Origin of the sequence: Pseudohaliea sp., assembly GCF_040217025.1 — a bacterium.
Lineage (GTDB): Bacteria > Pseudomonadota > Gammaproteobacteria > Pseudomonadales > Halieaceae > Pseudohaliea.
Genome location: NZ_JAVJOA010000011.1, coordinates 44,723 through 69,743, shown reverse-complemented (window position 1 = coordinate 69,743; position 25,021 = coordinate 44,723). Strand labels below are relative to the sequence as shown.

Sequence of the window (25,021 nt, the reverse complement as noted above, 5' to 3'; positions counted from 1 at the left end):
GCCCTGGGGTCTAGAAATCTTCGGGTATGCGCGCCTTCTCGCGGGCGTGGTCGCGCGACACCACCCGCTTCGCGACCAGCTCCTTCAGGCACTGGTCCATGGTCTGCATGCCCACGGCGTGACCGGTCTGGATCGCCGAGTACATCTGCGCGACCTTGTCCTCGCGGATCAGGTTACGGATGGCCGAGGTCGCCCGCATGATCTCGTGCGCCGCCACCCGGCCGCCGCCGATGCGCTTCATCAGGGTCTGGGAAATCACGGCCTGCAGCGACTCCGAGAGCATGGAGCGGACCATGGCCTTCTCCGCCGCCGGGAACACGTCGATGACACGGTCGATGGTCTTGGCCGCGGAGGTGGTGTGCAGGGTGCCGAAGACCAGGTGGCCGGTCTCGGCGGCGGTGAGCGCGAGGCGGATCGTCTCGAGGTCGCGCATCTCGCCCACCAGGATGATGTCCGGGTCCTCGCGCAGCGCCGAGCGCAGGGCCTCGGCGAAGCCGAGCGTGTCCCGGTGCACCTCGCGCTGGTTGACCAGGCACTTGCGGCTCTCGTGCACGAACTCGATCGGATCCTCGATGGTGAGGATGTGCTCGTACTTGTTGTCGTTGATGTAGTCAATCATCGCCGCCAGCGTGGTCGACTTGCCGGAGCCGGTCGGGCCGGTCACCAGCACCAGGCCCCGGGGCATCATGCACACGTCGCGGAAGACCTGGCCCATGCCGAGGTCCTCCATGGTCCACACCCGGGAGGGAATGGTCCGGAAGACACCGCCGGCACCGCGGTTCTGGTTGAAGACGTTGACCCGGAAGCGGGCGACGCCCGGCACCTCGAAGGAGAAGTCGGTCTCGAGGAACTCCTCGTAGTCCTTGCGCTGCTTGTCGTTCATGATGTCGTACAGCAGCTCGTGAACCTGCTTGTGCTCGAGGGGCGGCAGGTTGATGCGGCGTACGTCACCGTCGACGCGGATCATGGGCGGCAGCCCGGCGGATAGGTGCAGGTCCGACGCACCCTGCTTCGCGCTGAACGCCAGGAGTTCAGTAATGTCCATGCTTCCGGTCCCCCTCGACACGTCCGTTGTCGCTGCAGCGGGCGCCTTACGCTACCATGCAGCCATGGACGCGGATTGCATTGCGGGCAATATAGCAGAGGTCTGGGAGCGGGTCAGGGCCGCGGCAGAAAAAGTCGGGCGGGACCCAAAGACGGTCCAGGTCCTCGCCGTGAGCAAAACGCACCCCGCCGAGGCCGTCCGCGCCGCCTTCGCGGCCGGCCAGCGCCACTTCGGCGAAAACTACCTGCAGGAGGCCGAGGACAAGATCGCCGCCACCGGCGACCTAGACATCCACTGGCATTTCATCGGCCCGATCCAGTCCAACAAGACCCGGTCCATCGCCGCGCACTTCGACTGGGTGCACAGCCTGGACCGGCTGAAGATCGCCCGGCGCCTCTCCGAGCAGCGCCCGGACAACCTGCCACCGCTCAAGGTCTGCCTGCAGGTGAACATCTCCGGCGAGGCGAGCAAGTCCGGCGTGGAGCCCGACGCGCTGCCCGCCCTGGCCGCCGCCGTGGCAGCGCTGCCCCGGCTGGAGCTGCGCGGCCTCATGGCCATCCCCGCCCCCGTCCAGGACGAGGCGAGGAAGCGCGAGCCCTTCGCTCGCCTCGCCGCCCTCCTCGCCACGCTTGGCGGGACGCTGCCGGGGCTCGATACGCTGTCCATGGGCATGTCCGCGGACCTCGAGGCGGCCATCGCCGAGGGCGCGACCCTGGTGCGTATCGGCACGGCCATCTTCGGCCCGCGGGGCACGTGATTTAGTGAAACAGCGACGTGTATACTCGCGGGTTTCCCGAGACACCGGACTTTAAGCCGTGGCAGAGATCCGCATAGCCTTCATCGGCGCCGGCAACATGGCCGCCAGCATCATCGGCGGGCTCGTGGCCAAGGGGCATCCGCCGGCCAACCTGAGCGCCAGCGACCCGTCGCCGGACAGCCTCGGGCGCCTGCGCGAGGTGGCCCCGGTCGCGACCGGCAGCGACAACCGCGCCGCGGTCGAGGGCGCCGACGTGGTCATTCTCGCCGTGAAGCCGCAGGTCATGGAGCAGGTCTGCACCGACATTGCCCCGGCGCTGGCGGGCGGCAACACCGTGGCCCTGTCGATCGCCGCGGGCATCCCCGTGGCCAGCCTCGAGCGCTGGCTCGGCCCCGGCGTCCCGGTCATCCGCTGCATGCCGAACACGCCGGCGCTCCTCGGCGCCGGCGCCAGCGGCCTCTACGCGACCGGCGCCGTGAACGAGACCCAGCGCGCCCACGCCGCCAAGATCCTCTCTGCCGTGGGCCTCGTGCGCTGGGTGGAAACGGAAGACGACCTGCACGCGGTGACCGCCGTCTCCGGCAGCGGCCCGGCCTACTTCTTCCTGTTCATGGAAGCGATGGCGGCGGAGGGCGAACGCCTGGGCCTTTCCCGGGAAACCGCCACCGCCCTCACCGCCCAGACCTGCCTCGGCGCCGCGCGCATGGCGGCCGAGAGCGGCGTCGAGCTCGCCGAGCTGCGCCGGCGGGTCTGTTCCCCCGGCGGCACCACCGAGCGCGCCATCGAGAGCTTCCGCGGCGACGGCCTGGAGGCCACGGTCACCCGGGCCATGGCCGCCTGCCTCGCCCGCTCGAAGGAAATGGCCGACGAGCTGGGCTGAGCGCCCGAAAGGACACAAAACCATGAGTGCCATGAACGAGATCTTCGCCTACCTGGTCCAGACCGCCCTGAGCCTGTACCTGCTGGTCATGCTCCTGCGCTTCCTGTTCCACTTCGCCCGGGCGGATTTCTACAACCCGATCAGCCAGTTCGTGGTGCGCGCCACCAATCCCCTGGTGCGGCCGACGCGGCGGCTGTTCCCCGCCTTCGGCCGTTTCGACAGCGCCTCGCTGGTGCTCGCCGTGGTCCTCCAGGCGCTGGGCATCGTCACCCTGCTGCTGCTTCACGGCGCCGGCCTGGTCGGGCCCACGCTGATCGTCGCCTGGTCGGTGATCGGTGTCCTCGGGCTGCTGGTCAACATCTACTTCTTCGCCCTGCTGGCCATGATCATCATCAGCTGGGTCGCTCCCACCAGCCGGCACCCGGCGCTGCTGCTGCTCTGGCAGATCACCGAGCCGGTGATGGCGCCGGTGCGGCGCATCCTGCCGCCCATGGGCGGCCTCGACTTCTCGCCGATCCTGGTCTTCATCCTGATCAACGTGCTGCAGATCGCCCTGCGCCACATGGCTGCCGGCGTGGGCCTGCACCCGGCGCTGGTCATGGGTGTGTGACGGGACTGCCGTGGCAACGCACGCCAACGGCGGCTCTGTCGGCCTGGTCACGCCGCAGACGCAGCACTTCGACGAGCCCCTGACGCTCGCCTGCGGGCGGGTGCTGCCCGCCTACGACCTCGTCTACGAGACCTACGGCGAGCTCAACGCCGCGCGGGACAACGCCATCCTCGTCTGCCACGCGCTCTCCGGCCACCACCACGCCGCCGGGCGGCACAGCCCCGACGACCGCAAGCCCGGCTGGTGGGACGAGTGCATCGGTCCCGGCAAGCCCATCGATACGGAGCGCTTCTTCGTCGTCTCGCTGAACAACCTCGGCGGCTGCCACGGCTCCACCGGGCCGGCCTCCATCAACCCGGCGACGGGACAGCCCTGGGGCCCGGAGTTCCCGGCGCTGCGCGTGCGCGACTGGGTACACAGCCAGGCCCGGCTCGCCGATGCGCTGGGCATCGACTGCTGGGCGGCCGTGGTCGGCGGCAGCCTCGGCGGCATGCAGGCCATGCGCTGGGCGCTGCTCTACCCGGAGCGGCTGCGCCACTGCATCGTCATCGCCGCCGCCCTCAAGCTCTCGGCACAGAACCTCGCCTTCAACGAGGTGGCGCGCCACGCGATCCAGTCCGACCCGGATTTCGAGGGCGGCCACTACCTGCGCGCCGGCAAGGTGCCGGCCCGGGGGCTCGCCCTCGCGCGCATGGTCGGGCACATCACCTACCTGTCGGACGACGCCATGGCGAGCAAGTTCGGCCGCGAGCTGCGCTCCGGCAGCTTCGAGATCGGCGGCGACGAGCCGGTGGAGTTCCAGGTACAGAGCTACCTGCGCTACCAGGGCTCGCGCTTCTCCGACAGCTTCGACGCCAACACCTACATCCTGATGACCCAGGCGCTGGACTACTTCGACCTCGCCCGGGAGTACGGCGATGACCCGGTGGCCGCCTTCGAGAACGCGAGCTGCCGCTTCCTCGTGCTGTCCTTCTCCACGGACTGGCGCTTCCCGCCGGCGCGCTCCCGGGAGATCGTCGACGCGCTCATCGCCGCGCGCCGCGAGGTGAGCTACGCGGACATCGCCGCCGACGAGGGGCACGACGCCTTCCTCATGCCCATCCCGCGCTACCTGGCGCTGTTCCGCGCCTACCTGCAGCAGGTGGAGGTCAGCTGATGCGCCAGGACCTCAGCCACAGCGCGCGCTGGATCGACCCGGGCTCCCGGGTCCTGGACCTCGGCTGCGGCGACGGCGAGTTCCTCGAGTTCCTGCGCGAGACGCGCGGCACCGCGGGCACCGGTATCGAGATCGACGAGGACAACATCACCCGCGCCGTCGGCCGCGGCCTCAACATCGTGCAGCAGGACCTGGACCGCGGCCTGGCCAACTTCCCGGACCAGAGCTTCGACACCGTCGTGCTCGCCCACGCCCTGCAGGCGATGCACTACCCGGACAAGGTGCTCGCCGAGATGCTGCGCGTCGGCCGCCAGGGCATCGTCACCTTTCCGAACTTCGGTCACTGGAGCTGCCGGGTGCACCTGGCGACCCGCGGCCGCATGCCCGTGTCGCGCTTCATGCCCTACAACTGGTACGACACGCCGAATATCCATTTCTGCACCGTGCGCGACTTCGAGCAGCTCTGCGCAGAGCTCGGCGTGCGCATCCTGGCGCGCGACATGGTGGGCGCCGGTGCCTCGGCCCTGGCCCGGGCCTGGCCCAACCTGTTTGCGCAGACCGCCATCTACCACATCACGAGGCCAGCATGACCGAGATCGTCGTCGCCAGCGGCAACCGCGGCAAGATCGCCGAGCTGGCGCGCACCCTCGAGCCGCTGGGCGTCACCCTCCGGCCCCAGGGCGAGTTCGGGGTGCCCGAGGTCGAGGAAACGGGCCTGTCCTTCGTGGAAAACGCCATCCTCAAGGCGCGGGCGGCAGCGGCGCACACGGGCCTGCCGGCGATCGCCGACGACTCGGGCCTGGCGGTCGACGCGCTGGGCGGCGCGCCGGGGATCTACTCGGCCCGCTACGCGGCGGTTGCCGGCGGGAAGGGCGACGACGCGGCCAACAACGCGAAGCTGCTCGACGCCCTCGCCGGCGTGCCGGCCGGGGAGCGCGGCGCCCACTTCCACTGCGCGCTGGTGTGCCTGCGCAGCGGCGACGACCCGACCCCGGTGATCGCCGAGGGCCGCTGGCCGGGCCGCATCCGCGAGGCCGCGAGCGGCGGGGGCGGCTTCGGCTACGACCCGCTGTTCGAGCCCGAGGGCCTGGCGGTCACCGCCGCCGAGCTTGCGCCCGCGGAGAAGAACCGGCTGAGCCACCGCGCCCGGGCCAGCGCCGCACTGCTCGACGCCCTGCGGGGGCTCGACGCCACACCGTGAGCCGCCAACCCCTGGGGCTCTACGTGCACCTGCCCTGGTGCGAGCGCAAGTGCCCCTACTGTGACTTCAACTCCCACGAGCGGAAGCAGCTGCCCGAGGACGCCTACGTCACGGCACTGCTGGCCGACCTCGACGGGGAGGCCGCCGCGGCGCGCGGGCGCCCGGTCGGCAGCGTGTTCATCGGCGGCGGCACGCCCAGCCTGTTCTCCGCCGGGGCGATCGCGCGGCTGCTGCGGGGCATCGGCGAGCGCGTGCTGCTCGCCGCGGATGCGGAGATCACCCTGGAGGCCAACCCCGGGAGCGCCGAGGCGGCCAAGTTCGCCGCCTTCCGCCGCGCCGGCGTGAACCGCCTCTCCCTCGGCATCCAGAGCTTCGACGACGACGCCCTCACCCGCCTGGGCCGCGTGCACGACCGCGCCCAGGCCCTGGCGGCCGTTGCCGCGGCGCGCGAGGCGGGCTTCGACAACCTCAACCTGGACCTCATGCACGGCCTGCCGGGGCAGGACCTGGCGGCGGGCCTGGCCGACCTCGACACCGCCATCGCCCTGGGCCCGGAACACCTGTCCTGGTACCAGCTCACCATCGAGCCGAACACGGTCTTCCACCGGCGCCCGCCGCTGCTGCCCGGCGAGGCGATCCTCGGCGACCTGGAGAGCGAGGGCGTGAAGCGGCTGGACGGCGCCGGCTACGGGCGCTACGAGGTCTCGGCCTGGAGCCGGCCCGGCTGGCGCTGCCGGCACAACCTCGGCTACTGGACCTTCGGCGACTACCTCGCCATCGGCGCCGGCGCCCACGGCAAGGTCACCGGAGCGGACGGCCGCGTGCGCCGCCATGCCAAGCGGCGCCAGCCGGAGGCCTACCTCGATGCCGCGCCCGGGGACTTTAACGCCAGCGAACGCGACCTCGAGCCCGCGGACCTCGCCGGCGAGTTCATGCTCAATGCGCTGCGGCTGGTCGAGGGCGTGCCGCGCACGCGCTTCGCCGAGGCGACGGGGCTGGACGACGCGGCGATCGCGGCCACGGTGACAGCGCTGGTGGAGAAGGGGCTGCTGTGGGACGACCCGGCGCACCTCGGCACCACGCCGCTGGGGCTCGCCTTTCTCGACGACGTGGTCGGGGCTTTTTTTGCTGACTAGCGGCGCTGGAAAACCAGGTCCCAGACACCGTGACCCAGGCGCTCACCGCGCTGCTCGAACTTGGTGAGCGGCCGCTGTGCCGGCCGCGGCGCGTAGCCGGTGCCGGGGGCCGTGTTTTCGAGCAGCGGGCAGGCCGAGAGCACCTCGAGCATCTGCCCGGCGTAGTTCTCCCAGTCCGTGGCCAGGTGCAGCCGGCCGCCGGGGCAGAGCCGCGAGGCGGCCAGTTCGACGAAGGGCGGCTGGATGAGGCGGCGCTTGTGGTGCCGCTTCTTGTGCCAGGGGTCGGGGAAGAAGACCTGCAGGGTGTCCAGGGAACCAGGCTCGATGCAGTCCCGTAGCACCTCCACCGCGTCGTGGCACATGACGCGCACGTTGCCGAGCCCCTGTTCCTGCACCAGGTGCAGGAGCTTGCCCACGCCGGGGCGGTGCACCTCGATGCCGAGGAAGTTGCTCTCCGGCGCCGCGGCCGCCATCTCCGCCAGGGACTGGCCCATGCCGAAACCGATCTCCAGCACCCGCGGGCCCGGGCGGCCGAACAGGGCATCGAAGTCCAGCGGCCGACCCGTAAAGTCGATTCCGAAACGTTCCCAGCCGGCGTCCCAGGCCCTGCGCTGTGCCGTGGTCATGCGGCCGTGGCGCAGCACGAAGCTGCGGATCGGGCGGTGTGCGCGCTCGCTTTCCTCGCTCACGGACCTGCGCCGCCCCTCAGGGCAGCAGTTTCCAGGCGGCCGCAGCGAGGCAACCCCAGCCGGCGATGAAGGCGAGGCCGCCGAGGGGGGTGACCGCACCGAGCCACTTGATACCGGTGATGGCGAGGAGGTAGAGGCTGCCGGAGAAGACGGCGATGCCAATGAGGAAGAGCCAGCCGCTGGACTTCAGCAGCGCCGTCGCCGGCTGCGACAGCAGCAGCACGCCGACGAGGGCTAGCGCGAGGGCGTGATAGAAGTGGTACTGCACCGCGGTCTCGAACACGCCGCGGGCGTACTCATCGAGGCGCCCGCGCAGGGCGTGGGCGCCGAAGGCGCCTAGGGCGACGGCCAGCAGGCCGGCCAGCGCGCCGAGGGAGAGAAACAGCTTGGCCACGGGTCAGGCGGCGATGGCGGTCCGCAGCTTCTTCATGGCCGCCTGCTCGAGCTGACGGATGCGCTCGGCGGAGACCCCGTACTCGGCCGCCAGCTCGTGCAGCGTGGCCTTGTCGTCGGCGAGCCAGCGCCGGGCGACGATGTCGCGGCTGCGCTCGTCGAGGTTGCGCAGGGCCTCCTGCAGCTGCCCTTCGCTCCGGGCGCGCCAGTCCTCGGATTCGACCGCGGCAGCCGGGTCACCGCCCTGGTCTTCGAGGTAGTACTGCGGCGCCTGCCAGCCGTCCTCGTCGTCGCTGTCCGCCGGCGCGTCGAAAGCGAGGTCGCGGCTGGAGAGGCGGCCCTCCATGCGCTGGACTTCCTGCACGTTGACGCCGAGGTCATCGGCGACGGCCTGGGCCTCCGCGGCGGTGAGCCAGGCCAGGCTCTTCTTGGCGCTGCGCAGGTTGAAGAACAGCTTGCGCTGCGCCTTGGTCGTGGCGACCTTGACGATGCGCCAGTTGCGCAGGATGTACTCGTGGATCTCGGCCTTGATCCAGTGCACGGCAAAGGACACGAGGCGCACGCCCTTTTCCGGGTCGAAGCGCTTCACGGCCTTCATCAGGCCGACGTTGCCTTCCTGGATCAGGTCCGCCTCGGCGAGGCCGTAGCCGCTGTAGCTGCGGGCGATATGCACCACGAAACGCAGGTGGGACATGACCAGCTCACGCGCGGCCTGCACGTCGTTCTGGTAATGGAGCTGCCGCGCGAGTTCCTGCTCGCGCTCGGCGCTCAGTACCGGGATGCTGGCCACCGCCTGTACGTAGGCGGCAAGGTTGGCCCCCGGTGCCATCTGGTCGATGGGCTGAAGCTGGGTACTCATGCGGTTCCCCTCCGAAACTGGTGCTCAAGTTTAGCACTCGGCGTATTAGAGTGCTAATTTCCTGGAAGTTCCCCGGGGTCCAGCCGCAGGTGCCGGCCCACGGCCAGCCAGGCGGCGATGAGGCCGAGCGCGCCGCCCGCCAGCACCAGCCCGAACGCATCGATGAGGCCCAGGCCGGCCAGCCGCCAGTCCGCCCCGTAGGCCTCGGCCAGCTGCGCCACCGGGCCGCGCAGCGCCGCGAACACCGCGGCCACGAGCAGCGCGGCGACGACGCCGCCGCCGATGCCATACCACAGGCCGGAATAGAGGAAGGGCCGGCGCACGAAAGCATCGGACGCGCCCACGAGGCGGGTGACCTCGATCTCCTCCCGGCGGCCCTCCACGGCGAGGCGGATCGTGTTGCCGAGCACCAGCAGGACCCCGGCGGCCAGCAGCAGCGCCGCCACCAGCACCAGGCGCGCGCCGAGCTCGGTGAGCCGCCGCAGGCGCTCGAGCCAGGCGAGGTCGAGGATCACTTCGTCGACAGTCGCGAGCGCACCGATTTCCTCAGCCAGCGCCGCCGCCTGCGCCGGGTCCCGGGGGACGACAAGGAGCAGGTGGGGCAGGGGGTTGTCCTCGAGGCCGCCGAGCACGTCGCTGAAACCGGAACGGGCGCGGAACTCCTCCAGCGCCTCTTCCCGGGAGCGGAAGGTCGCCGCGGCGATTTCCGCGCGCTGGCCGAGCTCCTCGGCCAGCGCCTGCCCGGCGACGGCGTCGACCGCGGGCCGGAGGAACACGGAGAGCTGGGCCTGGCTGTCCACCCGGCCCCCGAGGGCGCGCAGGTTGTCCAGGGACAGGGCCAGGCTCACCGGCAGCGCGAGCGCAATGCCCACCACCAGCCAGGTCAGCAGGCTTGCCGTGGGCCGCTCGAGCACCCGGCGCAGGCTGTCGGCGGCGGACAGGCGGTGATGGCGCACCCAGGCGTTGAACCGGTGCGAGACCCGCGTGCGCTGCACGCGCGCGCCCTCCCGGCGTGCGCCCTCGCGGCGCGCGGGCCGGGCCGCCATCAGGCCGGCGCCCCCATCAGGCGCCCCTCGCGGAGGGTGATGATCCGGTGCCGCAGCCGGGAAATCAGCGCGAGATCGTGGCTGGCGATAAGCACCGTGACGCCGACGCGGGAGAAATCCTCGAACAGGGTCATGATCTCCGCCGACAGGGCCGGGTCAAGGTTGCCCGTGGGCTCGTCGGCGAGCAGCACCGGCGGCCGGCCGACCACGGCGCGGGCGATGCCCACGCGCTGCTGCTCGCCGCCGGACAGGGTCACGGGCATGGCCCGCTCGTGGCGGAGCAGGCCGACCTTGTCCAGGGCGGCGCGCACGCGCTTGCCGACCTCGCGGTGGTCATAGCCGGCGATATACAGCGGCAGGGCCACGTTGTCGAAAACACTGCGGTCGAAGAGCAGCCGGTGGTTCTGGAACACCACGCCGACCTCGCGGCGGTGCGCCGGAATGCCGCGACGGGCGATGCGCGAGACGTCGCGGCCGTTCACCACCACGCGGCCCCGGGTGGGCCGCTCGAGCAGCATGACCAGGCGCAGTAGCGTCGTCTTGCCGGCGCCGGAGTGGCCGGTGAGAAACACCAGCTCGTCGGCGCCGATCTCGAAGGAGACATCGCGGAGCGCGTCGTGGCCGCCCTCGAAACGCTTGCTGACCCGCTCGAAGGTAATCACCGCGGGCTCAGGTCCGGTCGAAGAGCGCGTCGATGAACTCACCGGCGACGAAGGGGCGCAGGTCCTCCGCGGTTTCGCCGACACCGATGAAGCGGATCGGCAGGCCCAGCTTGCGGGCAATGGCGAAGATGATGCCGCCCTTGGCGGTACCGTCGAGCTTGGTAAGGGTGATACCGGTCACGCCCACGGCCTCCGTGAAGGTGTCCGCCTGGGCGAGGGCGTTCTGCCCGGTGCCCGCATCGAGAACCAGCATCACCTCGTGGGGTGCGGCCGGGTCGAGCTTGCCGAGGACGCGCACCACCTTGCGCAGCTCGTCCATGAGGTGGTCCTTGTTGTGCAGCCGGCCGGCCGTATCGGCGATGAGCACATCCACGCCGCGGGCGCGGGCGGCGGCAAAGGCGTCGTAGAGCACCGAGGCGCTGTCGGCACCGGTGTGCTGGGCGATCACCGGGACGTCATGGCGATCGCCCCAGACCTGCAGCTGCTCCACGGCGGCGGCGCGGAACGTGTCGCCGGCGGCGAGCATCACCGAGCGGCCCTCGTCCTGGAAGCGGCGGGCCAGCTTGCCGATGGTGGTGGTTTTGCCCACACCGTTCACCCCGACCATGAGGATCACGAAGGGCGCGGCGCCGCCGACGGCGAGCGGCCGCTCGCAGGGCTCGAGGATGGCCAGCAGTTCCTCGCGCAGCGCGTCGCGCAGGGCCTCGGGCTCGGTCAGCTCCCTGCGCGAGACGCGCTGCGTGAGCTGCTCGATGATGTGCACGGTGGCGTCCACGCCGACGTCCGCCAGCAGCAGCCGGGACTCGAGCTCCTCGAGGAGCTCGGCGTCGATTTCCTTGCGCCCGAGAAACAGGTTGCCGAGGCCGGCCACGAGGTTGTCGCTGGTGCGGCCGAGACCGCGGCGCAGGCGGCTGAAGAAACCGGGGCGGGCCTTCTCTTCATCCGCCGGCAGCGCCTCGGCGGGCGGTTCCGCGGGGCTTTCGGATGGGGTGGCGCTGTCGGTCGCAGGCGCCTCGGCGCCCTCGTCGGCAGCGCCTTTCCTGCGCTTGAAGAACTTCATGTCGGCCGTGCTAGAGTGCGCGGGCGGGCGCCCGCGGGGCGCCTATGCTATCACCGTGGCACAGGCGGGAAAAATGGCGGCAGGGAGGGGCAGAGGCGGCATCCGCATCATCGGCGGCCAGTGGCGCGGCCGGCGCCTGGCGGTAGCCGACCGCCCGGGGCTGCGGCCCACGGCGGACCGCGTTCGCGAAACCCTCTTCAACTGGCTGCAGGCCGTCGTGCCCGGGGCCCGCTGCCTCGATCTGTTTGCCGGCAGCGGCGCGCTCGGCCTCGAGGCCCTGTCCCGCGGCGCCGCAGCGGTCACCTTCGTGGACAGCGACCGGCAGGCCATGGAGCGCCTGCGCGCCGTCCTCGACACCCTCGGCGCCCTGGACCGCGCCGACTGCCGCTGCGAGCGCGCGGAGCGCTTTCTCACCCCGGGCGAGGGCCCCTTCGACCTCATCTTTCTCGACCCGCCGTTCGCCGGCGACGCGCTGGCCCGGGTGAGCACGGAGCTCGCGCCGCTCTGTCACGAGGGCACGCTGGTCTACGTGGAAACGGACCAGCGCGACCCCGCCGCGCTGCTGCCCGGGGGCTGGACCTGCCACCGCAGCGGCAAGGGCGGGGGCGTGCAGTTCGGCCTCTACCGGCCGTTTGTGGCCCCCGGGTGAATTGTTTACCATCGGCGCCTTCAGCCGCAGGGAACCGCTGCCATGAGTCGGGAAACGGTGATCTACCCGGGGACCTTCGACCCGATCACCAACGGACACGTCGACCTGGCCGAGCGCGCTGCCCGGCTCTTCGACCGCGTGGTCGTGGCCATTGCCTACAGTGAGAAAAAGACGCCGCTGTTCAACCTGGAGCAGCGCGTCGCGCTCTGCGAGACTTCCCTTGCGCACCTGCCCAACGTGGAGGTGCAGGGCTTCAGCAACCTGCTCACGGACTTCGCCCGGAGCCTCGGCGCGCGCTGCGTGCTGCGGGGGCTGCGCGCGGTAGCGGATTTCGAGTACGAGTTCCAGCTGGCGAACATGAACCGGGCCATCTACCCCGAGTTCGAGAGCATCTTCCTGACGCCCTCGGAGCACCTGTCCTACATTTCGTCGTCGCTGGTGCGGGAGATCGCCGCTCTCAACGGCAACGTCGAGCCCTTCGTGCCCCCGTCGGTCGCGGAGGCACTGGCGGCACGCTTCGCGGACTGACCCGGTCCCGGATCAGTCGTTCTGCCCGCGGGCGTCCCGGAGTTCCTTGTCCTTGTAGGTGTAGCCCGGCTCGCGGCAGCCCAGGCAGCGCATGAAGGTGGCCTCACCGGGCCCGAGCACCAGGGTCTCGGCAGACTCGCTCACGTGGCCCGCCAGGGCGGTGAACGGCAGGCTGACCACGAAGGCCGCGGCCCCGACCGCGGTCATGACCAGGCCGATGGGCCGGGCGACGACGAGGTCGCCGACCATGGCGAAACCGTTGGGTTTTTCGTCCACGGACTGGGCGTGGACCGTCGGTGCGACGATCACCAGGGCCAGCAGCAAGGCGGGCAGTCGCTCAAGAAGCTTCATGTTTCTCTCCCCCGGACCGGGTGGTCCGCTCCCTTTATCGCCGTTAGTGTAGCCCGTTCACCGCTGGCAGGCTACGCAGTAGACACTGGCCCGCTGGGCGATGCGCCGCTCCCGCAGCGGGGCCCCGCAGCGCCGGCAGGGCTCGCCCGCGCGGCCGTAGACCCACAGCTGCTGCGCGAAGTAGCCCGGGCGGCCGTCGCTGCCGACGAAATCGCGCAGGGTGGTCCCGCCCTGGGCGATGGCGGCCGCGAGCACGGCGCGGATGTGCCCGGCGAGGGCGTCGTAGCGCGCGGCACCGATACGCCCGGCCGGGCGCCGGGGCGAGATACCGGCGAGGAAGAGGGATTCGGCCGCGTAGATGTTGCCCACGCCGACCACGACCCGGGAATCCATGATGAAGGCCTTGACCGGGGCCCGCCGCCCGCGGGAGAGGCGGTACAGGTACGCGCCGTCGAAGGCATCGCCGAGCGGCTCGGGGCCGAGGTGGTCCAGCAGGGGGTGGCCGGCGTCTCCCGGGAGCCAGTGAAAGCTGCCGAAGCGGCGCGGGTCGTTGTAGCGCAGGGCGACCCCGCTCTCGAGGACGATGTCGATGTGATCGTGCAGCGCCGGCGCGGTGTCGGCGGGCAGCACGCGCACGGAGCCGGACATGCCGAGGTGCACCACCAGGCGCCCGGCGGCGGTGCGAAAGAGCAGGTACTTGGCGCGCCGGTCGATGGCGTCGACCCGCTGGCCGGCGAGTGCGGCGGGCAGCGCCGGGTCCACGGGCCAGCGCAGCCGCGGCTCGCGGACGGTGACCGCGAGGACGCGCTCGCCCACGGCGTGCGGTGCTAGGCCGCGGCGGGTGGTTTCGACTTCGGGGAGTTCCGGCACGGGCGGTGCCGGGGTCTAGCGTGCTCGCAGGCGCCCTACTTGATCTTGCCTTCCTTGTAGATCACGTGCTTGCGAACGACGGGGTCGAATTTCTTCATTTCCAGCTTGTCCGGCGTGGTGCGCTTGTTCTTGTCCGTGGTGTAGAAATGCCCGGTGCCGGCGGTGGAATTCATGCGGATCTTTTCTCTCATGATCGTGCTCCTTCAGCCAGCCGTGCTCAGACTTTCTCGCCACGGGCGCGCAGTTCGCCCAGGACGGTGTCGATGCCTTTCTTGTCGATGATGCGCATACCCTTGCTCGAGACGCGCAGGGTGACAAAGCGCTTCTCCGAATCCACCCAGAAGCGATGCTGGTGCAGGTTCGGCAGGAAGCGGCGGCGACGCCGGTTCTTGGCGTGCGATACGTTGTTACCGGTGACCGGGCGCTTGCCGGTGACCTGACAGACTCGTGCCATCGTTGTCTCCTTCGGGACCCGGGGACCTACACGCCGGGGGCCTGCAAAACTGTGGGGCGGCGGGGCACATCTCACCTCGGTTCGGGGGGCCTGCCGCGCGGAGCGCGACTTTATACCAGAAGGTCGGGGGGTCCGCAAGGACTGATGTGGCGTTTCAGAGCAGCCCCTGTTCCGCGAAAGAGAAGGCCTCGCCGCGGCCGACGATCACGTGGTCCAGTACCCGGATGTCGAGGAGGCCGAGGCCGGCCTGCAGGCGCTCGGTGATGCGCCGGTCCGCGTGGCTGGGCTCGGCGACCCCCGAGGGATGGTTGTGGGCGAGGATCACCGCCGCCGCCCGGTGCTGCAGGGCGCGCACCGCCACCTCCCGGGGATAGACGGCGGCCCCGTCGAGGGTACCGAGAAACAGGTCCTCGCAGCGCAGCAGCCGGTGCTGGCTGTCGAGGAAAAGACAGGTGAAGACCTCGCGGGTCCGCGCCGCCAGGTGGTGCTGCAGGAAGCGCCGGGTATGCCGGGGGCTGCTCATCACGTCGGCCCGGCGCAGCTGCTGCTCGACGCTGCGCCTGGCCAGCTCCACCGCGGCCTGCAGCTGCGCGACCTTGGCGCTGCCCACCCCGGGCTCCGCCTCCAGGGCGGCGGCGTCCATGGCCAGCACCCCGGCGAGATCGCCGCCGCGCTCCAGCAGGGCGCGGGCGAGGCCGAGGGCGCTCACGCCACGCCGCCCGGTGCGCAGCACCACCGCGAGGAGCTCCGCATCGGAGAGCACCCCGGGGCCGTGCAGGTGCAGCTTTTCGCGCGGCCCCTCACCCCGCGGCCAGTCGTCGATCGCCATGTGGCAGCCCCTCCCTGGGCTTTGCGCGAACCGTGTCCGGCGGAGAGCCTTGTGCTATCTTCCCGCCCTTCACACGCCCGATTTTCCCAGCCCGGGGCCCGCGATGGCACATCTTTTCAATCGCAATGTCGTCCTTGGCGTCTGCGGCGGCATCGCCGCCTACAAGGCCGCCTTCCTCGTGCGCGAACTGCAGGCGCGCGGGGCCGACGTGAGGGTGATCATGACCCGCGGCGCCGAGGCCTTCATCACGCCCCTCACGATGCAGGCCCTGTCGACGCACCCGGTGCACCGGGACCTCCTCGACGAGGAGGCCGAGCGCGGCATGGGCCATATCGAGCTCGCCCGCTGGGCCGACCTGCTGCTCATCGCCCCCGCCACGGCCGACTGCCTCGCCCGCCTCGCCGCCGGCCGCGCCGACGACCTCCTGACCACCGTCGCCCTGGCGACGGCGGCGCCGGTACTCGTGGCGCCGGCCATGAACCAGCAGATGTGGGCCGACGCCGCCACCGCGGCCAATATCGGCACCCTCGAGGCGCGCGGTATTCACCGGGTCGGCCCCGCGGACGGGGACCAGGCCTGTGGCGAGGTGGGTACCGGGCGCATGAGCGAACCGCAGGCGATTGCCGAGCACGCCGCGGGCCTGTTCGAGCACGGCGCCCTCGCCGGCCTGCGCGTGGTGATCACCGCCGGCCCCACGCGGGAGGCGCTGGACCCGGTGCGCTACCTGTCCAACCACAGCTCCGGCAAGATGGGCTTCGCCCTGGCCGCCGCCTGCGTGGACGCCGGCGCCCACACGACGCTGGTCAGCGGCCCGGTGACGCTGCCGACGCCGCCGCACGTGGCGCGTACGGACGTGGAGAGCGCCCGCGAGATGCTCGAGGCCTGCCTCGCCCTGCTGCCGGCGTGCGATATCTTCATCGCCTGCGCCGCGGTCGCCGACTACCGGCCGGAGCACGCCGCCGACGACAAGATAAAGAAGAACGAGGAACGGCTGAGCCTCACCCTGGTGCGCAACCCGGACATCGTCGCCACGGTAGCGGCGGCCGACCCGCGCCCCTTCACCGTGGGCTTCGCCGCCGAGACCCGGGACATCCTCGCCTACGCCCGCGGCAAGCTGGAGCGCAAGGGCCTCGACCTGGTGGTCGCCAACGATGTCTCCGCCGAGGGTATCGGCTTCAACAGTGACGACAACGCGGTCACCCTGCTCTGGGCCGGCGGCGAAGCGCCGCTGCCGCGGGCGGGAAAAGGCAGCCTTGCCCGCGCCATCGTCCAGCACATCGCCGAACGCTACCGCGCGACCCGCGGTGCCGCGGTCGTTTCCCCGTGATCCGCGCCGGTTTATGATGCAGCGGGGGCTCCGGCTGCCATGTTGAAGCCATGCTCAAGTTGAAGCCATGCTAAAAAAAGAACAGCAACGCAACAGCGACAGCCGCCGCCTGCACGGTATCGACGCCGCGGGCAACGGGCTCTACGGCATCCTTTATAGCGGCTTCGCCCTGCTGCTGATCCCCGCCGTGCTCCTGCTGGCCTGGCTGCTCATCCTGCGCCAGCCGGCGCTGGAGCGTGAACTGGTCGACGAAGTCGCGGCGGGCTACGCCGCCAGCCGGGCGCAGGCGGTCGCCGCGCAGGCCGCGGCGGTACAGGCGCGGCTTCAGTCCATGCTTGCCAGTGACGAGTTCTCCGCGCTGCCGCCCGGGCCGACGCCCGACACCCTGGCCGGCGCCGCGGCGGCTGCGCTGGACGGTTTTCCCGATGCCGTGGGCCTGCGCGTCTTCGCCCTCGACGACCTCGGCACCGCCGGGCTCCAGGAGGGCGAGGGCGGCCTCGAGAACCACATCGAGATCGACCTCGTCCGCCGCGCCTCGAACGGCGAACCCACCATGCCGGAAGCCTACCGGGCCGGGGAGCGGTGGCTCTACTCCTTCGCCGAGCGCGGGGCGCTCGCCGGTGACGGCGAGCGGCTGGTCGCCCTGCTGAGCTACGACGAGCGCCTGCTCCGCGACAACCTGGCGGCGCCGGAAGACCAGGGTGGCACCTTCTCGCTGCTGCAGCGGCTGCAGGGCCGCGGTGCCGGCGCGGAAACCCGGGTCTTCGGTCCGGGCCCCGGCGACCGGGCTGCGCGCGCCGCCGTGGCGGGCACGCCCTGGTTCGTGGTGTTCACGCCGGGCGAGGCACTCGTTGCCTCCCTCGAGGACAAGGTCTCCCAGCCGCTGCTGGCGCTGCTCCTATTGCTCCTGGCCGGCAGCGCGGGCTTCGCCCTGGTGGCCCGGCGCTACCCGGCGCTGCTGCGCCGGGAGGTGGCCCGGGCCGAGGCCGCCGCCGAACACCGCACCCCCTACACGCTGAAGGTACCGGAACTCGCCCCGATCGCCCGCAGCCTGCGCAAGCTGACCCTGCGCCGGACGCGCATGGATGGCGTACCCCGCGTGCAGGAGGCCCCGGCGCCCGCGGCCGCTTCCAGCGCCCCGAGCCGGGAGGCGGTCTCGGGCCCGGCGGAAGCGCTGCCGGCGCACATCTTCCGCGCCTACGACATCCGAGGCATCGCCGACACGGAACTCGACGACGACACGGTCTACCGCATCGGCGCCGCCATCGGCACGCTGGCCGAAAACCTGGGCGAGCAGACCCTCCTGCTCGGCTACGACGGCCGCGCCAGCAGCGGCCGCATCAAGGCCGGCCTCGAGCGAGCACTCCTGCAGGCGGGTCGCGACGTCATCGACATCGGCCTCGTGCCGACCCCGCTGGCCTACTTCGCCGCGCACCAGTTCGAGGACGCGACCTCGGCGCTGATCGTGACCGGCAGCCACAACCCGGCGGAGTACAACGGGGTCAAGCTGTACCTGAAGCGCAAGCCCGTGGCCAGCGGCGACATCCAGCGCCTGCGCGAGATCGCCCTCTCCGGGAAGTTCAGCCAGGGCAGCGGACACAAGCTCCAGCGCGATGTGGCCTCCGACTATCTCGATGAGCTCGTCGGCGACGTCGCCATCGCCATGCCCCTGAAGATCGTGGTCGACGCCGGCAACGGCGCCACCGGGCACCTCGCGCCCACGCTGTTCGAGGAGCTGGGCTGCGAGGTCATACCGCTCTACTGCGACATCGACGGCAGCTTCCCGAACCACCCGCCGGACACCAGCGTGGCCGCCAACCTCGCGGACCTGCAGGCAGCGGTGCGCCGGGAGGGCGCGGACTTCGGCGTCGCCTTCGACGGCGACGGCGACCGGGTGGCCGCGGTGACCGGCAGCGGCGAGATCGTGCCCGCGGACTACCTGCTCATGCTCTTCGCCCAGGATGTGATCACGCGGAACCCGGGGGCGGACGTGGTCTACGACGTGAAGTGTTCCCGCAACCTCGCCCAGCTCGTCACCAGCCTCGGCGGGCGCGGGGTGCTCTGGCGCACCGGTCACACCCACATCAAGGAGAAAGTCGCCGAGACCGGCGCCCTGGTCGGCGGCGAGTTCTCCGGGCACATGGTGTTCGGCGAGCGCTGGTTCGGTTTCGACGACGGCCTCTACGCGGCCGCGCGGCTCGCCGAGATCGTCAGCAGCAGCGAGAGCACCCTGGACGAGCTCCTCGCCCAGTTCCATCACTCCGCGAGCACGCCGGAGATCATCATCCCCGTGGACGAGGCGCAGAAGTTCCAGCTCGTCGAGAGCTTCCGCCAGCAGGCGGACTTCGGCGACGGCCGCATCAACGACCTCGACGGCGTGCGCGTCGACTACACCCGCGGCTGGGGCCTGCTCCGCGCCTCCAACACCTCGGCCGCGCTCACGGCGCGCTTCGAGGGCGACGACGAAACCGCGCTGCAGGAGATCATGAGCCTCTTCCGCGAGCAGCTCGCGCAGGTCCACCCGGACCTCGACCCCAACTTCTGACCGATCCACACCGGGAACGCCATGTCACTCTCCGCCGACGCCGCCCTGCAGGTCGCCCAGGTCCTTACCGAGGCGCTGCCCTACATCCAGCGCTTCACCGGCAAGACCATCGTCGTGAAGTTCGGCGGCAACGCCATGGTCGACCCGCTGCTGCACGAGAGCTTCGCCCGCGACATCGTGCTCATGAAGCTCGTGGGCATGAACCCGGTCGTGGTCCACGGCGGTGGCCCGCAGATCGGCTCGCTCCTCGAGCGCCTGAACATCAGGAGCGAGTTCGTGGACGGCATGCGGGTCACGGACTCGCAGACCATGGACGTGGTGGAAATGGTGCTCGGTGGCCGCGTAAACAAGGAAATCGTCGCGTCCATCCACCGCAGCGGCGGCAAGGCCATCGGCGTGACCGGCAAGGACGGCCAGCTCATCCGCGCCCGGCGGCTTACCATCGAGCGCCGCGGCCCGGAGCTGGAGGCGCCGGAGATCATCGACATCGGCCACGTGGGGGAAGTGCGGCAGGTGGACACGGAGATGCTCAACGTGATCCTCGACAGCAACTTCATCCCGGTGATCGCCCCCATCGGCTGCGACGACGAGGGCCAGAGCTACAACATCAACGCCGACCTGGTCGCCGGCAAGCTGGCCCAGGTAATGCAGGCCGAGAAGCTCATGCTGCTCACCAACGTCGCCGGCCTCATGGACGGCGACGGCAAGGTGCTGACCGGTCTCAGCACCGCCGAGGTCGATGCACTCATCGCCGACGGCACCGTGCACGGCGGCATGCTGCCGAAGATCAGCTGCGCCCTGGAGGCGGTGAAGTCCGGTGTCGCCAGCGCCCACATCGTCGACGGGCGGGTGCCGCACGCGGTGCTGCTCGAGATCTTCACGGACCAGGGCATGGGCACGAAGATCACCAGCCGGGGAACCTGAGGCCGCATCCTGAACCTGTATTGCAGGGCTACCGGTCCCCGGCTACGATGGGGGCACCCTGGAAGAGCCCCCACCCATGCCGCAACGTAAGTCCCAGCGCCGTCAGCAGATCCTCGAGGCGCTGGCGGAGATGCTCGAGGCCAACCCCGGCGACCGCATCACCACGGCGCGGCTGGCCGAGCGCGTCGGCGTTTCCGAGGCGGCGCTCTACCGCCACTTCCCCAGCAAGTCGAAGATGTTCGAGGGGCTCATCGAGTTCATCGAGGACAGCCTGTTCGAGCGCATCGCGCTGATCCTGCGCGAGCAGTCCGCCGCGGCGGCCCGCTGCGAACACATGCTCGGCCTGCTGCTCAGCTTCGTGGAGCACAACCCCGGTATTTCCCGCATCATGACCGGCGATGCCCTCGCCGGGGAGAACCCGCGGCTTCACCAGCGCGTGGTACAGCTGTTCGAACGCTACGAGACCCAGCTGCGCCAGGTACTGCGCGACGCGGAGGTGCACGAGGGCCTGCGCCCGGTGCTCCCCCTGCCCGCGGCGGCCAACCTGCTCATGGCCAGCGCCGAGGGGCGGATGACCCAGTTCGTGCGCAGCGGCTTCCGCCGCAGCCCCACGGCCGACTGGCCGGCGCAGCTGTCGTTCCTGTTCGAGGGTTTCTTTCGCGAGGTCCCGCGCCCGCTGCGGGACGAGCACGGGCAGGGGCAGGAGCAGGAAGCGACGCGGCAGGAGCCGAGCGCCGGTTAGTCCTCCGCGCCCGTGCCGTCGCTCCGGGCCATGCGCTTGCGCAGTTCCACCACCTCGAGCAGCGTGCGGAAGCGCTCGATATCGCGCTCGTAGGACGCCACGACCTCGCTGATCTCCCGCTCGCGCTCGACCATGGAGCGCTGGGCCTGGGCCATGTCGCGGCGCAGGTCCTCGATCGCCTCGAGGTGCGCCTCGCTCACGGGCTCGCCCCGGCGCTCCTGGTCGGCGGCCTGGGCCTGGTAGTTCTCCACCTGCTGGCGCAGGGAGCGCTGCTTGCCCCTGAGGATACTGACGCGAATGCGCAGGTCGCGAAGCGCCCGGTCCCGGGCCGCCTCGATATCCTCCACGGAGCTGTAGCGCAGCAGCAGGGACTGGTCCCACGCCTGCAGCCGCTTGCGCTCGTCCTCGGCCTCCCGGGCCAGGCGCTCCTCGCTGGTCATGTTGGCCCGCTCTTCAGCGGTGAGGCTGCGCGGGACCACGTCGACGATCACGCCCTTCTCATTCAGGACCTCGTAGCCCTTGGCGACGTGCTCGGGGGGGACCTGGTAGGCGACGACGGCGTTGCCTTCGTCGTTGATATAGCGGTACATCGGCTGGGCCTCGACGGTGACAGCCGCAAGGAGGGCCAGGAAGACCCCCGGAATCGCGATACGCGCGCTCATTACCCGGCAATATAGGCGTCGCAGGACGCGGGGACAAGTCACACGCCGTACTGCTCGCGGTAGGCGAGCATGGCCTCGACGGCGCCGGCGGGAGCATCCTCGCGCTCGCGGAGCCAGTCGATGAGGTGGCCCATGTGCACGATGGAGAGCACCGGCACGCCGTGGCGCTCGGCGATCTCCTGCACCGCGGAGTGCTCGCCCTGCCCGCGCTCGCGCCGGTCGAGGCCGATAACCACGCCGGCGAGCCGGGCCCCGGCGCCTTCGATCATGGCAATGACCTCGCCCACGGCCGTGCCCGCGGTAATCACGTCGTCGATAACCAGTACCCCGCCCTCGAGCGGCGCCCCGACCAGCGATCCGCCCTCGCCGTGGTCCTTCGCCTCCTTGCGGTTGTAGGCGAAGGGTACGTCGCGGTCGTGGTGGTCGGCGAGGGCGACGGCCGTGGTCGCGGCCAGGGGAATGCCCTTGTAGGCGGGGCCCAGGAGCACGTCGAAATCGACGCCGGCATCGACGATCCGGTGCGCGTAGCAGCGGCCCAGGGTCGCCAGCGCGGCGCCCGTGGCGAAGGCGCCGGCATTGAAGAAATAGGGGCTTCGACGGCCCGACTTGAGGGTGAACTCACCGAAGCGCAGCACGTCGTAGCGCCGCGCGAGCTCGATGAAAGCGCGCTGGTATTCCTCCATGGATGGCGGGCCCACTCCTTGATGCAACTCAGTATTCTGGCATGGCGCGATTCGGTATCATAGCGCCCTGACAAGGGGGTACGGAATGCGAATCATCAGCTTCAGTGCTGACGGCCTCAGGGAAGCGGCCGGAAAGGGGCTTTACGAGTGGCTTGGCGAACAGGATGCGGATTTCATCTGCATCCAGGACCTGCGCTGCTCAGAATACGACCTGCAGGACGACAAGTACTTCCCCCGGGACTACAACGGCTACTTCTTCGACGACGTGGACGGAAAGGCCAACGGCGTCGCCATCTACTGCCGCAAGCTGCCCAAGGCCATCATGACCGGGCTCGGCTTCGCCGAGTTCGACATGGAGGGCCGCTACATCCAGGCCGACTACCAGGACGTCAGCGTCGCCTGCCTGCTGGCACCCGCGGCGCCCGCCGGTGACGGCGCCGCCCTGGCGCGCAAGGAGCAGTTCTTCGAGCTCTACGGTCACCACCTGCAGAAGGTCCGTAACAAGCGCCGCCAGTTCATCATCTGCGGCAACTGGCAGATCGCCCCCAGCGCCATCGATGTTGCCGATACGGAGAGTGCCAGCGGCCAGCCCGGCTTCCTGGGCGAAGAGCGCCAGTGGATGGACGAGCTGCTGGCGAACGGCTACGCCGACGCCTTCCGCGAGATCAACTCGGATGGCGACGAGTTCACCTGGTGGCCCGACGGCGACCGCGACGGCCCCGGCTGGCGCACGGACCTGCAGATCATCTCCGAGGGCCTGCGCTTCAAGGTCGAGCACGGCGCCATCAACAAGACGCAGCACTTCTCCAGCCACGCCCCGCTGATCATGGATTACGACCTGGAGGTCTGAGCCCCTCAGCCGGCGGCGAGCGCCTCCCGCTGCCGCGCCACCAGGTCACTGATACCGGCGGTCGCCAGGTCGAGCATGGCATCGAGGGCGCCGCGCTCGAAGGGCGCACCCTCCGCCGTCCCCTGCACCTCGATGAAACCGCCGTCCTCGCCCATCACGACGTTCAGGTCCGTGTACGCCGTGGAGTCCTCGGCGTAGTCGAGGTCCAGCACCGGCACGCCGTCGACGACGCCGACGGAGACCGCCGCGACGAGACCGAGCAGCGGGTCTTCCAGCAGCCGCTTGTCGCGCTGCATACCGTTCAGCGCATCGACCAGCGCCACGCAGGACCCGGTGATCGCCGCCGTGCGCGTGCCGCCGTCGGCCTGGATGACGTCGCAGTCGATGGTGATGGTGTACTCGCCGAGCTTCGACAGGTCGAGCCCCGCGCGCAGTGAGCGCCCGATCAGGCGCTGGATCTCCTGCGTGCGGCCACCCTGGCGGCCGCGCGCCGCCTCCCGGCCCATGCGCGTCCCCGTGGAGCGCGGCAGCATGCCGTACTCCGCCGTGAGCCAGCCCTGCCCCTGCCCGCGGAGGAAGCGCGGCACGCCCTCCTCCACGGAGGCGGTGCAGATGACCTGCGTGTGCCCGAAGGCGACGAGCACGGAGCCCTCGGCGTGGCGGGTGAACTGGCGGGTGATGCCGATATCGCGCAACTGGTCCGGCCGGCGGCCGCTGGGTCGCTGCATGGAGCCTCCTTGTCTGTGTCTCACTTCGTCGGGCCGGGAGTATACGTGAGCCGGCCCGGGACCGTCGCCGTGCTAGCATGGCGGCCCGTCTAGCAGACCCTGGAGGCAGCGCAGCGATGGTCAACAGCATGACAGCGTTCGCCCGCGCCGGCGCCAGCACGCCCTTCGGTGCGCTGGTGGTGGAGCTGCGCAGCGTGAACCACCGCTACCTCGACTGCCACTTCAAGCTCGCCGACGAGCTGCGCTCCCTGGAGCCGGCGCTCCGCGAGCGCCTGGGCAAGGCCCTCGCCCGCGGCAAGGTGGACTGCCTGGTCCGCCTCCAGGCCACCACCGCGGACCGCCCCCTCGAGCTGGACCGCGCCCGCCTCGCCCAGGTGCTCGATGCCTGCCGGGAGATCGCCGGCGAGGAGGACACGGTAGCCAGGCCGGACCCGCTCGCGGTGCTCCAGTTCCCCGGCGTCGCCCGCACGCCCGCCCCCGCGGAGGATGACCTCGCCTCGGCCGCCCTCGCGGTCTTCGACGAGGCCCTGGCCTCGCTCGCGGACACCCGCACCCGCGAGGGCACGCAGCTCCACCGCCTGGTCGCCGAGCGCATCGACGCGGTCGCCCGCGAGGTGGACGCGGTCCGCGAGCAGCTCCCGGCACTCCGCGAGCAGCAGCAGGGCCGCCTGCGCCAGCGCCTGGCCGAGTTGACGGAATCCCTGGACACGGACCGCCTGGAACAGGAGCTCGCCTACCTCGCCCAGAAGACGGACGTCGACGAGGAGCTCGACCGCCTCGACGCCCACGTCGCCGAGGTCCGCCGCGTCCTCGACGCCGCCGGCCCCTGCGGCCGCCGCCTCGATTTCCTCATGCAGGAGCTCAACCGCGAGGCCAACACCCTCTCCGCCAAGTCCATCGGCATCGCCCAGACCCAGGGCGCCATCGAGCTCAAGGTCCTGATCGAGCAGATGCGGGAGCAGGTTCAGAATATCGAGTAGTGGCTTTGGTCGGTTAGAAACCGTGATTTTATAGCTGGCGTTGGTGGCGGCGTCCCCCGGAACGCCCACCCGGGACACGCTACAAGCACATCCATGTGCGCTCGGCGCGGGCCATCCATGGCCCGCGACGGTCCCGGGCGGGCGTTCCGGCGCACGCCTTCGCCGGGACGGCGCTGCCCGGCCCATCCGTGGTCACCGATTCACTAACCGGGTGTAGCCAGTCAGAGGCGCTCTTGCCGATATGCGGGAACGTGGCAGAACGGTCGCCGGGCCTGCTTAACGCAGCGAGGTCCTGCGAGAAGGCGGGGTGCCGGGAAGGGCCTCCCGGAACGTCGCCGGCCATGGACGGCCGGCGTCGAGCGCACATGGATGTGCTTGTAGCGGTTCCGGGAGGCCCTTCCCGGC

The 25,021-nt window shown here is 70.7% G+C and carries 30 protein-coding genes; 15 read left to right on the top strand and 15 right to left on the bottom strand.

Annotated features, from left to right (window positions below):
* Positions 1 to 10 precede the first annotated feature (10 nt).
* Positions 11 to 1,045, bottom strand: coding sequence for a type IV pilus twitching motility protein PilT (locus RKE50_RS15850; protein ID WP_350038046.1), 1,035 nt, complete (start codon positions 1,043 to 1,045; stop codon positions 11 to 13).
* A gap of 64 nt (positions 1,046 to 1,109) precedes the next feature.
* On the opposite strand from RKE50_RS15850, the gene RKE50_RS15845 reads away from it, so the two are divergent.
* From RKE50_RS15845 to hemW, 7 genes are read left to right on the top strand one after another with little or no spacing between them, the layout of a single operon-like run.
* Positions 1,110 to 1,802 (top strand): YggS family pyridoxal phosphate-dependent enzyme, encoded by a 693-nt coding sequence (locus tag RKE50_RS15845; RefSeq protein ID WP_350038465.1) that lies wholly within the window; start codon positions 1,110 to 1,112, stop codon positions 1,800 to 1,802.
* Between the two features lie 58 nt (positions 1,803 to 1,860).
* On the top strand, positions 1,861 to 2,682 hold the full coding sequence (proC, locus tag RKE50_RS15840; RefSeq protein WP_350038044.1) for a pyrroline-5-carboxylate reductase: 822 nt from the start codon (positions 1,861 to 1,863) through the stop codon (positions 2,680 to 2,682).
* Between the two features lie 22 nt (positions 2,683 to 2,704).
* Positions 2,705 to 3,292, top strand: a complete 588-nt coding sequence (locus tag RKE50_RS15835; RefSeq protein WP_350038042.1) for a YggT family protein — start codon at positions 2,705 to 2,707, stop codon at positions 3,290 to 3,292.
* Between the two features lie 10 nt (positions 3,293 to 3,302).
* Complete coding sequence (gene metX, locus RKE50_RS15830; protein WP_350038041.1) at positions 3,303 to 4,448, top strand: homoserine O-succinyltransferase MetX; 1,146 nt, start codon at positions 3,303 to 3,305, stop codon at positions 4,446 to 4,448.
* Complete coding sequence (metW, locus tag RKE50_RS15825) at positions 4,448 to 5,038, top strand: methionine biosynthesis protein MetW (RefSeq protein WP_350038039.1); 591 nt, start codon at positions 4,448 to 4,450, stop codon at positions 5,036 to 5,038. The genes metX and metW overlap by 1 nt, the downstream gene beginning before the upstream one ends.
* Positions 5,035 to 5,649: an RdgB/HAM1 family non-canonical purine NTP pyrophosphatase gene (gene rdgB / locus RKE50_RS15820; protein ID WP_350038037.1), complete on the top strand. Its 615-nt coding sequence runs from the start codon at positions 5,035 to 5,037 to the stop codon at positions 5,647 to 5,649. The genes metW and rdgB overlap by 4 nt, the downstream gene beginning before the upstream one ends.
* Positions 5,646 to 6,785, top strand: a complete 1,140-nt coding sequence (gene hemW, locus RKE50_RS15815; protein WP_350038035.1) for a radical SAM family heme chaperone HemW — start codon at positions 5,646 to 5,648, stop codon at positions 6,783 to 6,785. The genes rdgB and hemW overlap by 4 nt, the downstream gene beginning before the upstream one ends.
* Here hemW and trmB read toward each other — a convergent pair.
* Genes trmB through ftsY form a run of 6 tightly spaced genes read right to left on the bottom strand, consistent with a single transcriptional unit; the run spans position 6,782 to position 11,494 of the window.
* Complete coding sequence (gene trmB, locus RKE50_RS15810; RefSeq protein WP_350038033.1) at positions 6,782 to 7,474, bottom strand: tRNA (guanosine(46)-N7)-methyltransferase TrmB; 693 nt, start codon at positions 7,472 to 7,474, stop codon at positions 6,782 to 6,784. The two genes, hemW and trmB, sit on opposite strands and share 4 nt — an antisense overlap.
* Before the next feature lie 16 nt (positions 7,475 to 7,490).
* On the bottom strand, positions 7,491 to 7,868 hold the full coding sequence (locus RKE50_RS15805; protein ID WP_350038031.1) for a DUF423 domain-containing protein: 378 nt from the start codon (positions 7,866 to 7,868) through the stop codon (positions 7,491 to 7,493).
* Between the two features lie 3 nt (positions 7,869 to 7,871).
* Complete coding sequence (gene rpoH / locus RKE50_RS15800; protein ID WP_350038029.1) at positions 7,872 to 8,726, bottom strand: RNA polymerase sigma factor RpoH; 855 nt, start codon at positions 8,724 to 8,726, stop codon at positions 7,872 to 7,874.
* A 53-nt stretch (positions 8,727 to 8,779) separates the two neighbouring features.
* Complete coding sequence (gene ftsX, locus RKE50_RS15795; protein ID WP_350038027.1) at positions 8,780 to 9,772, bottom strand: permease-like cell division protein FtsX; 993 nt, start codon at positions 9,770 to 9,772, stop codon at positions 8,780 to 8,782.
* A complete protein-coding gene (gene ftsE / locus RKE50_RS15790) occupies positions 9,772 to 10,434 on the bottom strand; it encodes a cell division ATP-binding protein FtsE (protein WP_350038025.1) in 663 nt (220 codons plus the stop codon). The genes ftsX and ftsE overlap by 1 nt, the downstream gene beginning before the upstream one ends.
* A 7-nt stretch (positions 10,435 to 10,441) precedes the next feature.
* A complete protein-coding gene (gene ftsY / locus RKE50_RS15785) occupies positions 10,442 to 11,494 on the bottom strand; it encodes a signal recognition particle-docking protein FtsY (protein ID WP_350038023.1) in 1,053 nt (350 codons plus the stop codon).
* Positions 11,495 to 11,567: 73 nt separating this feature from the next.
* On the opposite strand from ftsY, the gene rsmD reads away from it, so the two are divergent.
* Entirely contained in the window at positions 11,568 to 12,143 is a 576-nt protein-coding gene (gene rsmD, locus RKE50_RS15780; protein ID WP_350038021.1) for a 16S rRNA (guanine(966)-N(2))-methyltransferase RsmD, read from the top strand.
* A 42-nt stretch (positions 12,144 to 12,185) separates the two neighbouring features.
* Complete coding sequence (coaD, locus tag RKE50_RS15775; protein WP_350038019.1) at positions 12,186 to 12,671, top strand: pantetheine-phosphate adenylyltransferase; 486 nt, start codon at positions 12,186 to 12,188, stop codon at positions 12,669 to 12,671.
* 12 nt (positions 12,672 to 12,683) lie between these two features.
* Here coaD and RKE50_RS15770 read toward each other — a convergent pair whose 3' ends face one another.
* The 5 genes from RKE50_RS15770 to radC all read right to left on the bottom strand — a co-directional run bounded on the left by RKE50_RS15770 (position 12,684) and on the right by radC (position 15,175).
* A complete protein-coding gene (locus tag RKE50_RS15770; RefSeq protein ID WP_350038018.1) occupies positions 12,684 to 13,022 on the bottom strand; it encodes a hypothetical protein in 339 nt (112 codons plus the stop codon).
* A 57-nt stretch (positions 13,023 to 13,079) separates the two neighbouring features.
* Entirely contained in the window at positions 13,080 to 13,892 is an 813-nt protein-coding gene (gene mutM / locus RKE50_RS15765; protein ID WP_350038016.1) for a bifunctional DNA-formamidopyrimidine glycosylase/DNA-(apurinic or apyrimidinic site) lyase, read from the bottom strand.
* Between the two features lie 35 nt (positions 13,893 to 13,927).
* Positions 13,928 to 14,083, bottom strand: coding sequence for a 50S ribosomal protein L33 (rpmG, locus tag RKE50_RS15760; protein WP_035516806.1), 156 nt, complete (start codon positions 14,081 to 14,083; stop codon positions 13,928 to 13,930).
* A 26-nt stretch (positions 14,084 to 14,109) separates the two neighbouring features.
* Positions 14,110 to 14,346, bottom strand: coding sequence for a 50S ribosomal protein L28 (rpmB, locus tag RKE50_RS15755; RefSeq protein WP_350038013.1), 237 nt, complete (start codon positions 14,344 to 14,346; stop codon positions 14,110 to 14,112).
* A gap of 154 nt (positions 14,347 to 14,500) precedes the next feature.
* Complete coding sequence (gene radC, locus RKE50_RS15750; protein ID WP_350038011.1) at positions 14,501 to 15,175, bottom strand: RadC family protein; 675 nt, start codon at positions 15,173 to 15,175, stop codon at positions 14,501 to 14,503.
* Between the two features lie 103 nt (positions 15,176 to 15,278).
* Between radC and coaBC the strand changes: the two genes are divergently transcribed.
* From coaBC to slmA, 4 genes are all read left to right on the top strand, one after another.
* Entirely contained in the window at positions 15,279 to 16,502 is a 1,224-nt protein-coding gene (gene coaBC, locus RKE50_RS15745) for a bifunctional phosphopantothenoylcysteine decarboxylase/phosphopantothenate--cysteine ligase CoaBC (protein WP_350038009.1), read from the top strand.
* A 67-nt stretch (positions 16,503 to 16,569) separates the two neighbouring features.
* Positions 16,570 to 19,047, top strand: a complete 2,478-nt coding sequence (locus RKE50_RS15740; protein WP_350038007.1) for a phosphomannomutase/phosphoglucomutase — start codon at positions 16,570 to 16,572, stop codon at positions 19,045 to 19,047.
* A 21-nt stretch (positions 19,048 to 19,068) separates the two neighbouring features.
* Complete coding sequence (gene argB, locus RKE50_RS15735) at positions 19,069 to 19,971, top strand: acetylglutamate kinase (RefSeq protein ID WP_350038005.1); 903 nt, start codon at positions 19,069 to 19,071, stop codon at positions 19,969 to 19,971.
* Positions 19,972 to 20,047: 76 nt separating this feature from the next.
* Positions 20,048 to 20,713: a nucleoid occlusion factor SlmA gene (slmA, locus tag RKE50_RS15730; protein WP_350038003.1), complete on the top strand. Its 666-nt coding sequence runs from the start codon at positions 20,048 to 20,050 to the stop codon at positions 20,711 to 20,713.
* Here slmA and RKE50_RS15725 read toward each other — a convergent pair.
* Together RKE50_RS15725 and pyrE are read right to left on the bottom strand one after the other, a co-directional pair.
* Entirely contained in the window at positions 20,710 to 21,375 is a 666-nt protein-coding gene (locus RKE50_RS15725; protein WP_350038001.1) for a hypothetical protein, read from the bottom strand. The genes slmA and RKE50_RS15725 overlap by 4 nt on opposite strands.
* A gap of 38 nt (positions 21,376 to 21,413) precedes the next feature.
* Positions 21,414 to 22,058: an orotate phosphoribosyltransferase gene (gene pyrE / locus RKE50_RS15720; RefSeq protein ID WP_350037999.1), complete on the bottom strand. Its 645-nt coding sequence runs from the start codon at positions 22,056 to 22,058 to the stop codon at positions 21,414 to 21,416.
* Positions 22,059 to 22,143: 85 nt separating this feature from the next.
* On the opposite strand from pyrE, the gene RKE50_RS15715 reads away from it, so the two are divergent.
* Positions 22,144 to 22,908, top strand: coding sequence for an exodeoxyribonuclease III (locus RKE50_RS15715; protein WP_350037997.1), 765 nt, complete (start codon positions 22,144 to 22,146; stop codon positions 22,906 to 22,908).
* Positions 22,909 to 22,913: 5 nt separating this feature from the next.
* Here RKE50_RS15715 and rph read toward each other — a convergent pair whose 3' ends face one another.
* On the bottom strand, positions 22,914 to 23,636 hold the full coding sequence (gene rph / locus RKE50_RS15710) for a ribonuclease PH (RefSeq protein WP_350037995.1): 723 nt from the start codon (positions 23,634 to 23,636) through the stop codon (positions 22,914 to 22,916).
* A gap of 128 nt (positions 23,637 to 23,764) precedes the next feature.
* Here rph and RKE50_RS15705 point away from each other — a divergent pair, with 128 nt between their 5' ends.
* Positions 23,765 to 24,616: a YicC/YloC family endoribonuclease gene (locus tag RKE50_RS15705; RefSeq protein ID WP_350037993.1), complete on the top strand. Its 852-nt coding sequence runs from the start codon at positions 23,765 to 23,767 to the stop codon at positions 24,614 to 24,616.
* Positions 24,617 to 25,021: the final 405 nt, after the last annotated feature.

Coding starts and splice junctions, on each gene's coding strand:
- slmA (WP_350038003.1), top strand. CDS start 20,048: ATGCCGCAACGTAAGTCCCAGCGCCGTCAGCAGATCCTCGAGGCGCTG.
- RKE50_RS15725 (WP_350038001.1), bottom strand. CDS start 21,375: ATGAGCGCGCGTATCGCGATTCCGGGGGTCTTCCTGGCCCTCCTTGCG.
- coaBC (WP_350038009.1), top strand. CDS start 15,279: ATGGCACATCTTTTCAATCGCAATGTCGTCCTTGGCGTCTGCGGCGGC.
- RKE50_RS15835 (WP_350038042.1), top strand. CDS start 2,705: ATGAGTGCCATGAACGAGATCTTCGCCTACCTGGTCCAGACCGCCCTG.
- RKE50_RS15845 (WP_350038465.1), top strand. CDS start 1,110: ATGGACGCGGATTGCATTGCGGGCAATATAGCAGAGGTCTGGGAGCGG.
- pyrE (WP_350037999.1), bottom strand. CDS start 22,058: ATGGAGGAATACCAGCGCGCTTTCATCGAGCTCGCGCGGCGCTACGAC.
- argB (WP_350038005.1), top strand. CDS start 19,069: ATGTCACTCTCCGCCGACGCCGCCCTGCAGGTCGCCCAGGTCCTTACC.
- rpmG (WP_035516806.1), bottom strand. CDS start 14,083: ATGAGAGAAAAGATCCGCATGAATTCCACCGCCGGCACCGGGCATTTC.
- rph (WP_350037995.1), bottom strand. CDS start 23,636: ATGCAGCGACCCAGCGGCCGCCGGCCGGACCAGTTGCGCGATATCGGC.
- rsmD (WP_350038021.1), top strand. CDS start 11,568: ATGGCGGCAGGGAGGGGCAGAGGCGGCATCCGCATCATCGGCGGCCAG.
- RKE50_RS15770 (WP_350038018.1), bottom strand. CDS start 13,022: ATGAAGCTTCTTGAGCGACTGCCCGCCTTGCTGCTGGCCCTGGTGATC.
- rpoH (WP_350038029.1), bottom strand. CDS start 8,726: ATGAGTACCCAGCTTCAGCCCATCGACCAGATGGCACCGGGGGCCAAC.
- RKE50_RS15715 (WP_350037997.1), top strand. CDS start 22,144: ATGCGAATCATCAGCTTCAGTGCTGACGGCCTCAGGGAAGCGGCCGGA.
- RKE50_RS15705 (WP_350037993.1), top strand. CDS start 23,765: ATGACAGCGTTCGCCCGCGCCGGCGCCAGCACGCCCTTCGGTGCGCTG.
- ftsY (WP_350038023.1), bottom strand. CDS start 11,494: ATGAAGTTCTTCAAGCGCAGGAAAGGCGCTGCCGACGAGGGCGCCGAG.
- radC (WP_350038011.1), bottom strand. CDS start 15,175: ATGGCGATCGACGACTGGCCGCGGGGTGAGGGGCCGCGCGAAAAGCTG.
- RKE50_RS15850 (WP_350038046.1), bottom strand. CDS start 1,045: ATGGACATTACTGAACTCCTGGCGTTCAGCGCGAAGCAGGGTGCGTCG.
- rpmB (WP_350038013.1), bottom strand. CDS start 14,346: ATGGCACGAGTCTGTCAGGTCACCGGCAAGCGCCCGGTCACCGGTAAC.
- RKE50_RS15740 (WP_350038007.1), top strand. CDS start 16,570: ATGCTAAAAAAAGAACAGCAACGCAACAGCGACAGCCGCCGCCTGCAC.
- coaD (WP_350038019.1), top strand. CDS start 12,186: ATGAGTCGGGAAACGGTGATCTACCCGGGGACCTTCGACCCGATCACC.
- rdgB (WP_350038037.1), top strand. CDS start 5,035: ATGACCGAGATCGTCGTCGCCAGCGGCAACCGCGGCAAGATCGCCGAG.
- metW (WP_350038039.1), top strand. CDS start 4,448: ATGCGCCAGGACCTCAGCCACAGCGCGCGCTGGATCGACCCGGGCTCC.
- ftsX (WP_350038027.1), bottom strand. CDS start 9,772: ATGGCGGCCCGGCCCGCGCGCCGCGAGGGCGCACGCCGGGAGGGCGCG.